The organism is Akkermansia biwaensis, from assembly GCF_026072915.1.
GTDB lineage: Bacteria > Verrucomicrobiota > Verrucomicrobiia > Verrucomicrobiales > Akkermansiaceae > Akkermansia > Akkermansia biwaensis.
On record NZ_AP025943.1, the window covers coordinates 1605520 to 1617515 of the forward strand.

General features: G+C 61.4%; 7 protein-coding genes. All 7 read right to left on the reverse strand.

What is annotated here, in order from left to right:
• Window positions 1-63: 63 nt before the first annotated feature.
• The 7 genes from OQH67_RS06555 to OQH67_RS06585 all read right to left on the reverse strand — a co-directional run bounded on the left by OQH67_RS06555 (window position 64) and on the right by OQH67_RS06585 (window position 11861).
• Window positions 64-1314 carry a hypothetical protein gene (locus OQH67_RS06555; RefSeq protein ID WP_215434117.1) on the reverse strand — a complete coding sequence of 417 codons (1251 nt, stop codon included), beginning with the start codon at window positions 1312-1314 and terminating at the stop codon, window positions 64-66.
• A gap of 118 nt (window positions 1315-1432) precedes the next feature.
• Window positions 1433-2773 carry a Na+/H+ antiporter NhaC family protein gene (locus OQH67_RS06560; protein ID WP_215434115.1) on the reverse strand — a complete coding sequence of 447 codons (1341 nt, stop codon included), beginning with the start codon at window positions 2771-2773 and terminating at the stop codon, window positions 1433-1435.
• 52 nt (window positions 2774-2825) lie between these two features.
• On the reverse strand, window positions 2826-3905 hold the full coding sequence (locus OQH67_RS06565) for a GDP-L-fucose synthase family protein (RefSeq protein WP_215434113.1): 1080 nt from the start codon (window positions 3903-3905) through the stop codon (window positions 2826-2828).
• 2 nt (window positions 3906-3907) lie between these two features.
• Window positions 3908-4975, reverse strand: coding sequence for a GDP-mannose 4,6-dehydratase (gene gmd / locus OQH67_RS06570; RefSeq protein ID WP_215434112.1), 1068 nt, complete (start codon window positions 4973-4975; stop codon window positions 3908-3910).
• Between the two features lie 157 nt (window positions 4976-5132).
• The gene (gene carA, locus OQH67_RS06575) at window positions 5133-6239 is read right to left on the reverse strand and encodes a glutamine-hydrolyzing carbamoyl-phosphate synthase small subunit (protein ID WP_215434111.1); all 1107 of its coding nucleotides are present in this window, start codon (window positions 6237-6239) and stop codon (window positions 5133-5135) included.
• A gap of 30 nt (window positions 6240-6269) precedes the next feature.
• Window positions 6270-9473: a carbamoyl-phosphate synthase large subunit gene (carB, locus tag OQH67_RS06580; protein WP_215434110.1), complete on the reverse strand. Its 3204-nt coding sequence runs from the start codon at window positions 9471-9473 to the stop codon at window positions 6270-6272.
• Window positions 9474-9728: 255 nt separating this feature from the next.
• Entirely contained in the window at window positions 9729-11861 is a 2133-nt protein-coding gene (locus OQH67_RS06585) for a glutamine synthetase III family protein (protein ID WP_251828191.1), read from the reverse strand.
• Between the last annotated feature and the right edge of the window lie 135 nt (window positions 11862-11996).

Genomic DNA, 11996 nt, shown 5'->3' on the forward strand with positions numbered 1-11996 from the left:
AAGCAAAATGCCCGCAGGAGGCCTGCGAGCATGAATGTGGGGGAACGAAAGGTTTTCCGTGCGTTATTTCACGGATTCCCAGACGATGCCGATTTCGTCGAAAGGCACGTGTTCCTTGTTCTTGTCCGGCTTGGGCACGCCGTAATTGGTCCGGAACAGCGGCAGGATGGGGGCGCCCGTCTTGGGGTCCTTGCTCATGGGTTCCATGCCCACTTCCTCCAGCAGCAGGGTCATGCCGAATTCCCCGCCGGGGATTTCACTGATCAGGATTTCAATGGGATAGACATCTCCCTGCTTGACGGTGAACGTCTTCCCGGCGACCACGCCGCCCATGGTGTCATTCCAGTGCTTGGTGGTGGAGTATTTGTAGAAGGTGGAGGGCGGCACGTTGATTCCGGCGTCCCTGAGTTCCTTTTTCAGGGCGTCGTTGCCGGGCTTGTTCTGCATGGCGTTGATCCATTTCATGTCCTGCGCCGCCGTCATTTTGCCCAGGGAGGCCTGGAACCAGCCGTAGTCGAATACGTTCTGGTTGTTGAAGCGGACGGCGATTACGTCGTCCCCCGCGCCCACAAAGCGGAACGTTCCGGATTTGGGCGCGCGCACTTTCCCCCGGTAGATGGCGATCCACCGGCTGGGCTTCACCTTGTCCGCGCAGCCGTAGGCCTTGGGGGCCTCACTGGCGGAGGTCCGGGGAACGTAGAACTGCGCGGCGTAAAGCTGCTGGGGGGATTTGTAAAACCGGTTCAGGTCGGCTTCATTCCAACCCCGGTTCACGAAGCGGGAAAGAATGGAGCAGAATTGTTCCTGGGACAGGTCGGTGGGGCGTCCGCCCTGCGTCTGCTTGGTATCGTAAAAGGTGCCTACCAGCGTGCTGCCCGCGGGTTCCTTGGAACCGAAGGCGGAGGTGGAGTCTCCCAAATCCGGGCCGAATCCGTTCCCCATGCCGAGCATGTTCCCTTCTTCCAGCATGACGGGTTCGTCGGGAGGGTCAATGTCGATCTTGGGCAGGTTCACCGGGGCGGCCGCAGCGGCCACCACTACCTTGACGGGAGTTTCCGCATGGGATGCGGAGGAAGTTTCCCTCTGCACTTCCGGCGGGGGCGGCGTATCTGAAGGCGGCGCGTCGTCAGGCGTGATGTAGCCTACGACCTTGGGTTCCTCGGGCGCGGCGATGATGATGGTCAGGGAGTAGAGGATGGCCCCGGCAAGGACTACGGAGAGAATGGATGTTGCCAGTGCGGCAATGTAATTTTTTCGCCTTTCCTTGCGCAGGGTTTCTACTGCTTCTTCTGTGGGTTCTATATGAAGGCTCATGAATGTATGATAACATGTTTGCCCCATATGTTGAGTAACATGCGGATAACAAGAGTAACATGTCGGTAACAGGAACCCTTTTCCCCCGCGTTCCGGGAGAGGGATTTTTCCCGAATGCCTAGGCCGGATTTTCCGGGCCGGCGGCATGTTTCCGGTCCGCCCTCCCGCCGAGAATGATGGCCGTCACGGAGCAGGCCCCCAGAATCAGGGGGTAGTACAAGTATTTCATGATCAGCAGGGGGGAGACCTGCGCAATGCCCGCGGCCATGAGCATCTGGGCACCGTAGGGAATGACTCCCTGGACCAGGCAGGAGAAGGTGTCCAGAATGCTGGCGCTGCGCCTGGGCGGGATGTTGAAGCGGTCGCTGATGTCCTTGGCGATGGGGCCCGCCGTGATGATGGCGATGGTGTTGTTCGCCGTGCAGAGGTTGGCGAGGGAGACCAGCGCGGCAATGCTGAATTCCGCTCCGCGCCTTCCCCGGATATGGCGCGTGATTTTTTCAATGATGTAGGCGATGCCGCCGTTGAAGCGTATCATGGCAAGCACGCCGCCCGCCAGCAGCGTGACGATGATGAGTTCCCCCATTCCGGTCATGCCGTCGCCCATGGAGCGGAACCAGTCCATGCAGGAGAAGTAGCCCATGCCTACGCCGACCGCTCCCGTGGCCAGCAGCCCCAGGGTCAGTACGGCCATCACGTGGACACCCGCCAGAGCCGTGGCCAGCACCAGCAGGTAGGGGAGCACCTTGAGCCATTCTATCTGCACGTCCGCGCCTGCCGCCGGCGCCTGGACATTCCAGCCCGCCAGCATGTAGCAGGCCAGGGCGAGCAGCGCGGCGGGCAGGACCACCTTGACGTTGGCCCGGAATTTGTCCCGCATGGCGCAGCCCTGCGTGCGGGTGGAGGCGATGGTAGTGTCTGAAATGAAGGAGAGGTTGTCGCCGAAGAAGGCGCCCCCCACCACGATGGCCGTCATCATGCCCGTGTTGACGTTTGTGGCTTCCGCCAGTCCCACGGCTACCGGGGCCAGGGCCACGATGGTTCCCACGGACGTTCCCACGGAGAGTGAAATGAAGCAGGAGGCGATGAAGACGCTGGCCAGGAGAAGGTTGTCCGGCAGGAGGTGCAGGGTGAGTCGGACCGTGGCGTCTATGGCCCCCATGTCCCGCGCGGACTGGGCGAAGGCCCCCGCGAGCACGAAGATCCAGATCATCATCAGGATGTTCCGGTTGGCCACTCCGGCGGAGAACAGGTCCACCCGTTCCGTGATGCTTTTCCCTTTCGTGATGGCTATGGACCAGATGGCCGCCGCCGTAAACGCCACGGTGACCGGCACGGCGTAAAAGTCCTGCACCGCCACGGAGATGGCCAGGTAGAGCAGGAAGAACACCAGCAGGGGGCTCAGCGCCCACAGGCTGGGGGCCGGGTTTCCGGAATCGTTGTGAAAGGCGTGGTGCATGTGGCGGAAAGGGAGGCGGCGGGGCAGGGATGTCTGTTCCCCGGTCGGCGGCTCAGGAACTCCGGCGGTCCAGGTACCACCGGTATATGGAGGCAATGCCCTGTTCCAGTTCCACGCGGTGTTTCCAGCCCAGGGAATGGAGTTTGGAAACGTCCGTCAGTTTGCGCATGGTGCCATCCGGTTTGGATGTATTGAAAGTGATTTTGCCCCGGTAGCCTGCCGTTCCGGCAATGAGTTCCGCCAGTCCGCGGATGGAGATTTCCTTCCCTGTACCTATGTTGATGTGGCAGTTGCGGATTTCCGGACCTTCACCGCGCAGTTGGGGGAAGTCCACGTTTTCCATCACGAAGACGCAGGCGTCCGCCATGTCCTCGCTCCACAGGAATTCGCGCAGGGGCGTTCCCGTCCCCCACAGTTCCACGGCTCCCGGCGTGACGCCGTATTTTCCCAGTACGGCCAGAATGGCTTCTTCAGAGGCGTTTCCGTCCACCTGTTCCACAGGGAGCATGTCCAGGTCCCGGCGCACGGCGTCCCAGGCCCCTTCCTCCAGGCATTTCGCCAGATGGATTTTGCGGACCATGGCCGGCAGCACGTGGCTTTTTTCCAGGTCAAAGTTGTCGTTGGGACCGTACAGGTTGGTGGGCATCACGGCAATGTAGTTGGCGCCGTACTGGAGGTTGAAGCTTTCGCACATTTTCAGCCCGGCGATTTTCGCGATGGCGTACGGTTCGTTGGTGTATTCCAGCGGGGAGGTGAGCAGGGCGTCCTCCTTCATGGGCTGGGGAGCCTCCCGAGGATAAATGCAGGTGCTCCCCAGAAAGAGGAGCTTGGAAACGCCGTGGCGGAAGCTTTCCCCGATGACGTTCTGCTGGATTTGCAGATTCCGGAAGATGAAGTCCGCCCGGTAGCGGGAGTTGGCGACGATGCCGCCTACGAACGCCGCCGCCAGAAAGACGTATTCCGGCTTTTCCCGGTCAAAGAATTCCCGGACGGCCGCCGGGTCTTCCAGGTCCAGTTCCCGGTGGGTGCGGCCGATGAGATGCGTGTAGCCCCGGCTTTCCAGCGCTTTCCAGATGGCGGACCCCACCAGCCCGCGGTGCCCGGCCACGAATATCCTGCTATTTTTGTCCATGCTTAGCGGAAATCGACGTGTTTGACGTATTCCATATCATGGCGGACCATGATGCGCACCAGTTCCTCAAACGGCGTGGAGGTGGGGTTCCAGCCGAGCAGGGTTCTGGCCTTGGTGGGATCGCCCAGGAGCTGTTCCACTTCCGCGGGCCGGAAATATTTGGGGTCCACTTCCACCAGGATGTTGCCCGTTTTTTTGTCCCGGCCGCGTTCTTCCGCGCCTTTCCCCTCCCATTCCAGTTCGATTCCCGCCTCCCGGAAGGCCAGCGTGCAGAATTCCCGCACGGTGTGCATTTCCCCCGTGGCGATGACGAAGTCTTCCGGAACGTCATGCTGGAGAATCAGCCACATGCATTCCACATAGTCCCTGGCGTAGCCCCAGTCGCGCAGGGCGTTCAGGTTGCCCAGGTAGAGCTTGTCCTGCATCCCCTGGGCAATGCGGGCGGCCGCCAGAGTGATTTTCCGCGTGACGAAGTTTTCCCCGCGGCGTTCGCTTTCATGGTTGAACAGGATGCCGTTGACGGCGAACATGCCGTAGGATTCCCGGTAGTTTTTCGTGATCCAGAAGCCGTATTGCTTGGCGACGCCATACGGGGAGCGCGGATAGAACGGGGTGGTTTCCTTCTGCGGGACTTCCTGCACCAGCCCGAAGAGTTCGGACGTGGACGCCTGGTAGATCCGGCATTTCTTTTCCATGCCCAGGATGCGCACCGCTTCCAGCATCCGCAGGGTACCTACGGCGTCCGTTTCCGCCGTGTATTCCGGCACGTCAAAGCTGACTTTCACGTGGCTTTGCGCGGCCAGGTTGTAGATTTCGTCCGGCTGGACGGTCTGGATGATGCGGATCAGGGAGCTTGAGTCCGTCATGTCTCCGTAGTGCAGGTTGACCAGGCGGCTTTTTTTCATGTCCCTTACCCATTCGTCCAGGTACAGGTGTTCAATGCGGCCCGTGTTGAAGGAAGAGGAGCGGCGCAGGATGCCGTGCACCTCATAGCCCTTTTCAATCAGGAATTCAGCCAGAAAGGAGCCGTCCTGCCCCGTGATGCCGGAGATCAATGCAATTTTACTCATGGATGGAATGTCTGTTCAGGGTTCGTCCGCCGGAACGTTTGTGAACCGGAAAACCGGCTCCGTTCATTCAGAGCCGCGGGTAAGAGATAACGCATTTTTCCGGAAGTGACGAGGAAAAATGCGCCGGCATGAAGAGTGACCGTTTTTTGTGCTCCGCCTACAGCCCGCGTGAGGCAATCATCTGTTTGAAGTCCCGGAACAGGTACTGGGGATCCCTGGGGCCGGGGGCGGCCTCCGGATGGTACTGCACGCTGAAGACGGGCAGCGTCTTGTGGGCGATGCCCTCCACCGTGTTGTCGTTGAGGTTCAGCAGGGTGATTTCCACGTCGTCCGGCACGGTGGCCGGGTCCACGGCGAATCCGTGGTTCTGGGAGGTGATGCTGATTTTGCCCGTTTTAAGGTCCTTGACCGGGTGGTTGGCGCCGCGGTGGCCGAATTTGAGCTTGAAGGTTTTCGCCCCCAGCGCGTGGGAGATGATCTGGTGCCCCAGGCAGATGCCGAACATGGGGATTTTCCCGATCAGGGCGGCCACTTCCCGGTGGATGTCCGTCAGCGTGGCGGGGTCCCCCGGACCGTTGGAGAGAAAGACGCCGTCCGGCTTCATGGCAAGCACCTCCTCCGCCGTCGTGTGCGCGGGCACCACGGTTACGCGGAAGCCGTTTTCCCTCAATTGGCGCAGGATGTTGTACTTGATGCCGAAGTCGAAGGCCACGATGTCGTGTTCCACGGGGGGCAGTTCCGTATCCGTCACCAGCGCGTCCACTTCCTCCGGCGTCATGGGGTGGGAACCGATTTTGTCCACGATGTTGCAGCCTTCCATGGAAGGGGCCTTTCTGGCGGCTTCCACGGCTTCCTCCGGGGCCAGTTCCGTGGTGAGGCAGGCGCGCATGGCTCCGGCGGAGCGCAGGTGCTTAGCTATTTTGCGGGTGTCCACCCCTTCAATGCCGATGACCCCCTGCCTTTCCAGCCACGGGCCCAGCGCTTCCGTGGCGCGCCAGTTGGAATGGAGCTTCGCCAGTTCCGCCACCACAAAGCCGCTGACCTGCGCCCCGGCGGATTCGTTGTCTTCCGGGTTGATGCCGTAGTTGCCGATGAGCGGGTAGGTCATGGTGACGATCTGCCCGCTGTAGGACGGGTCCGTCAGGACTTCCTGGTAGCCGGTCATGGAGGTGTTGAAGCAGGCTTCCCCTACTTCCGTGCCCGTGGTTCCGAAGTGCGAACCGATGAAGACGCTCCCGTCTTCCAGTGCGAGAATGGCTCTCATGATGATATAAAAATGCTGTGTGGTATGGGGTTAAAGGGTCTGGGCGTGGTATTCCTGGATGGTGCACACCTGGAGGTTCCTGTTCTTCAGCGCCTCAATGGCGTTCACGCAGGCCTGGGCGGAGGCCAGGTTCGTGCAGTAGGAGGTCTTGGCGGCGATGGCGGAGGAACGGATGATGATGTCGTCCGCCCGCGCGTCATGGGAGCCGGGCGTGTTGATGATGAAGTCGATGTCTCCGTTCTTGATGTGGTCCACGATGTTCGGGCGGCGCGCCTCGTTCACCTTGTAGGCGCGTTCGCATTCGATGTCGTGCTGGAGCAGGTGGATCATCGTGCCGCGCGTGGCGCACAGGGTGAAGCCCATGTCCGCCAGCTGGCGGGCCATGTGGAGCACCCGCTCCTTGTCCCGGTCATTTACGGAGATGAAGACCTTTCCTTCCGTGGGCAGGGGGTTGAAGGCGCTGACCTGTGATTTGGCGAAGGCGATGTCCGGGTCCGGGTCAATGCCCATGACTTCCCCGGTGGATTTCATTTCCGGCCCCAGCACCACGTCGATGCCCGGGAAGCGGCCCCACGGGAAGACGGCTTCCTTCACGCAGTGGTATTCCGGCGTGATTTCCTGGGTGAAGCCCAGTTCCGCCAGCGTTTTGCCGGCCATGATCTGGGCGGCCATCTTGGCGAGGGGCTTGCCGATGGCCTTGGAGACGAAGGGCACGGTGCGGGAAGCCCGCGGATTCACTTCAATGACGTAGAGCTGTTCGTCCTTCACGGCGAACTGGATGTTCATCAGGCCGCAGACGTTCAGGCGCCGGGCCAGTTCCTTGGAGGCGCGCGTGATTTCCTTGTGCATTTTCATGGAGATGCCCATGGCCGGGATCATGCTGGCGGAGTCCCCGGAGTGGATGCCCGCGGGTTCCACGTGCTGCATGATGGCGCCGATGACGGCACGCTCCCGGTCCGCGATGACGTCCACGTCTATTTCCACGGCGTTTTCCAGGAAGCGGTCGATCAGTACGGGGCGTTCCTCGGAGGCTTCCACGGCTTCGCTCATGTACTGGCGCAGTTCCTTTTCCTCATACACGATGATCATGCCGCGGCCGCCCAGCACGAAGGAGGGGCGTAGCAGCACCGGATAGCCGATGCGTCCGGCGATGGCGGCGGCGTCTTCCACGTTGGTGGCCGTTCCCGCTTCCGCCTGTTTCAGCCCCAGTTCCCTGAGCAGGGCGGAGAAGTGTTCTCGGTCTTCCGCCAGGTCAATGGCCTTCGGGCTGGTGCCGATGATGGGCACGCCATGGGCTTCCAGGGCGTTGGCCAGGTTCAGCGGCGTCTGGCCGCCGAACTGGACGATGACGCCGTCCGGCTTTTCCTGCCCGCAGATGTGGAGCACGTCTTCCAGCGTCAGGGGTTCGAAGAAGAGCTTGTCCGAGGAATCGTAGTCCGTGGAGACGGTTTCCGGATTGGAGTTGACGATGATGGTTTCATACCCCATTTCCCGCAGGGCCATGGAGGCGTGCACGCAGCAGTAGTCGAATTCGATGCCCTGGCCGATGCGGTTCGGTCCGCCGCCCAGGATGAGGATTTTTTTCCGTCCCGTGTCGCGGGCTTCGTTTTCGTCCCCGTAGGTGGAGTAGAAGTAGGGGGTGTAAGCCTCGAATTCCGCGGCGCAGGTGTCCACCAGGCGGTAGCCGGGAATGATGCCCTGTTCGCGGCGTTCCTGCCGCACGGCTTCTTCCGTAGTACCGCGCGCCAGCGCGATCTGGCGGTCTGAAAAGCCCAGCTTCTTGGCTTCCCGCAGGTCCAGGGAGGCCAGGCGGCCGCCGGCTTCCGCCAGGTCCCGCATCTGGGCCAGGAACCAGGGGTCGATCTGGGTGAGCTGGTGCACTTCTTCCAGGGAGAAGCCGCTGCTGAACGCCGTCTGGATCCAGAAGATGCGTTCCGCCGTGGGGACGGCCAGCTTCCGCGTGATTTCCTCTGCGGAGGGGTTTTGCGGCGCCTTGGCGTCGAATCCCCAGCCCCAGCGGCCCGTTTCCAGCGAGCGCAGGGCCTTTTGCAGGGATTCCTTGAAGGTGCGGCCGATGGCCATGGCCTCGCCCACGGATTTCATGGAGGTAGTCAGGTGTTCGTCCGCCTGCTTGAATTTTTCAAAGGTGAAGCGGGGAACCTTGGTCACTACGTAGTCGATGGTGGGCTCAAAGCAGGCGGGCGTTTCCCGCGTGATGTCGTTGCTGAGTTCGTCCAGCGTGTAGCCCACGGCCAGTTTGGCGGCCAGCTTGGCGATGGGGAACCCGGTGGCCTTGGAGGCCAGCGCGGAGGAGCGGGAGACGCGCGGGTTCATTTCAATGACGATCATGCGGCCGTTGGCCGGATTGATGGCGAACTGGATGTTGGAGCCGCCCGTTTCCACGCCGATTTCCCGGATGACGGCGAAGGAGGCGTCCCGCATGACCTGGTATTCCCGGTCCGTCAGGGTCTGGATGGGGGCCACGGTGATGGAATCCCCGGTGTGCACGCCCATGGGGTCTATGTTTTCAATGGAGCAGATCACCACGCAGTTGTCCGCGCGGTCCCGCATGACTTCCATTTCAAATTCCTTCCAGCCGATGAGGGATTCTTCAATCAGGATTTCCGAGACGGGGGAGAGGTCCAGCCCGCGGGCGCAGATTTCTTCAAATTCCGTCTTGTTGTACGCCACGCCGCCGCCCATGCCGCCCAGCGTGAAGGCGGGCCGGATGATGAGGGGGAAGGTTCCTATGTCCCGCGCCACCTGGCGGGCCTCCTCCATCGTGTGGGCGATGCCGGAGCGAGGCACGTCCAGGCCGATGCGGATCATGGCCTCCTTGAACAGGTTGCGGTCCTCCCCGCGGTCAATGGCGTCCGCGTTGGCGCCGATCATGCGCACGTTTTCCCGTTCCAGCACGCCGCTGCGGTGCAGTTCCATGGCGCAGTTCAGGGCGGTCTGGCCGCCCAGGGTGGGGAGTAGGGCGTCCGGTTTTTCCCGGATGATGATTTTCTCCACGAATTCCGGGGTAATCGGTTCAATATAGGTGCGCGGGGCGGTCTCCGGGTCCGTCATGATGGTGGCGGGGTTGGAGTTGACCAGCACCACTTCATAACCTTCTTCCCGGAGGGCCTTGCAGGCCTGGGTGCCGGAGTAGTCGAATTCGCAACCCTGGCCGATGACGATCGGGCCGGACCCGATCACGAGAATCTTTTTGATGGAGGTGTCTTTAGGCATAATGGCGATGGAAGAATCTTGCAGTCCTGGACCGTGGATTTCCGCCGGGGGAATTAAGTGCCCGCGGGCTCTAGGAGGAAAGTTTTTTTACGGCAAATGACGCGGATTTTTGAGGGAAAAGCACCGGAGGGGCCGGCGGAAGAGATGCGGGGCGCATCCGGGTGCGCCAAGGCTCCGGAGCCGGGCCGTTCCCCCTGCGGGCTGAGGCTTGTCCCGCAAAGGGGCGGCATGACTCCGGAGCTCCGTCGTTGCACCCTAATAGATGAACAGCATTTCCCGGTACTTGGGGAGAGGCCAGGACCGGTCGTTCACCAGGGTTTCTGCGGCATCGACGCTGGTTCTCAATCGGGACATCGCTTCCAGGATGTCCTCATGGCAGCTTGTGAGCGCCGTTTCCAGCGTGTCCAGGTCGGTCACGATGGAATCCAGGGCGTCGCCGAGCTTGTCCGCCAGTTTCCGGAGGGAGGCGGTACCGATGGTCTGCTTGGCGTCCAGCGCCCTGGAGAGCGCGGAAACGGTTTGCTTGTATTCATTGCGCAGGGCGGGGAGGATGATGGTGGCCGCCATTTCCCAGGAAAGGCGCCCTTCAATGCGGATGCGCCTGTGGTATTCTTCCAGGAAAATTTCAAACCGGGATTCCAGTTCCCGCCGGGAGAACACGCCGTATTTCTCAAACAGGTCCAGGTTTTTTTCATTCACCAGGGTGTGGAGCGCCGTCATCGTGTTCTTCAGGTTGGGCAGGCCGCGGTGTTCCGCCTCCTTCACCCATTCCTCGGAATAGTTGTCTCCGTTGAAGATGATTCTCTTGTGTTCGGAGATTCTCCGCTTGAGCGTTTCCTGGAGCTGGGACAGGAAGGTTTCCGGCGCGAAGGAGGAGAGCTCCTCCGCCAGGGAGTCGAAGGCTTCCGCCACGATGGTGTTCAGCGTCATCATCGGTCCGGCGCAGGACTGGGCCGAGCCGGGGGCGCGGAATTCGAATTTGTTGCCGGTGAAGGCGAACGGGCTGGTGCGGTTGCGGTCCGTGGCGTCGCGGGGAAGGATGGGCAGCGTGTCCACGCCGATCTTGAGCGTGTCGTCGCGCCTGCCGCAGCCGGAGGAGCCGTTGATGATGTTTTCGATCACCTCGTTGAGCTGGTCGCCCAGGAAGATGGAGATGATGGCGGGCGGCGCCTCGTTCGCGCCCAGGCGGTGGTCGTTGCCCGCGCTGGCCACGGAGTTGCGGAGCAGGTCGCTGTGTTTGTCCACGGCTTCAATGATGGCAGTCAGCACGGTCAGGAAGATGGCGTTCTGCTGCGGGTCGTTGCCGGGGTCCAGCAGGTTCTTTTCCCCGTAGGAGATGGACCAGTTGTTGTGCTTGCCGGAGCCGTTGACGCCCGCGAAGGGCTTTTCATGAAGCAGGCACACCAGCCCGTGGCGGTTAGCCTGCTGGCGCAGGATTTCCATCACCAGCATGTTGTGGTCCACGGCCAGGTTCACGTCTTCAAAGAGGGGGGCCAGCTCGAACTGTGCCGGGGCCACCTCGTTGTGGCGCGTCTTGGCCGGAATGCCCAGCCTCCAGAGTTCCTTTTCCACGTCGCTCATGAAATTGAGGATGCGGGGCTTGATGGAGCCGAAGTAGTGGTCCTCCAATTGCTGGTGCTTGGCGGGCGGCGCGCCGAAGAGGGTGCGGCCCGTTTGGACGAGGTCCGGCCGGTTCAGGTAGAAGTTTTTGTCAATGAGGAAGTATTCCTGCTCCGGGCCCAGCGTGATGGTGACATGGGCGTCCGGCAGGTTGAAGCACTTCATGAGCCTTTTGGTGGCGTTGCCCAGAGCTTGCCGGGACCGGAGCAAGGGAGTCTTTTTGTCCAGTGCGTCTCCCGTGTAGGAACAGTAGGCGGTGGGGATGCACAGGGTGGCGCCGTTTCCGTGCCTCTTGATGAAGGCGGGGCTGGTGGGGTCCCACGCGGTGTAGCCGCGCGCCTCAAACGTGCAGCGCAGGCCGCCGGAGGGGAAGCTGGAGGCGTCCGGTTCGCTCACGATCAGGTTCTTGCCGGAGAAGCTCATGACCGGTTCCATGCCTTTGGGGTCCAGGAAGGAGTCGTGCTTTTCCGCCGTGGAGCCCGTCATGGGCTGGAACCAGTGGGTATAGTGAGTGGCTCCCCGTTCGATGGCCCATTGCTTCATGGCGTGCGCCACGTCCGCGGCAATGTCCGCGTCCAGCGGCAGGCCGTCCTGGATGGTGGACAGGAGGGTTTTTGCCGTGTCCTTGGGAAGATATTTTTTCATCACTTCCGTGCTGAAGACGTCGGCGCCGTAATAATCAATGTTGACAGGCGCGCTCTCGCCCGGGGTGCCGGCGGGCACGGAGGCGATGGCGCTGATGGCTTGTGTTCTTGTCGAGTCACTCATAATGGTTAACTGCTGCATCTTTTATACAGCAAGAAGCGTGCCAACTTTTTTCATCCTTGTCCCCGGCAGGGCCGGGTGTCTATGCAAGGCATCCGCCGTCAATGTGTTACGGTACGATTTTCCCGGCGATTCGTG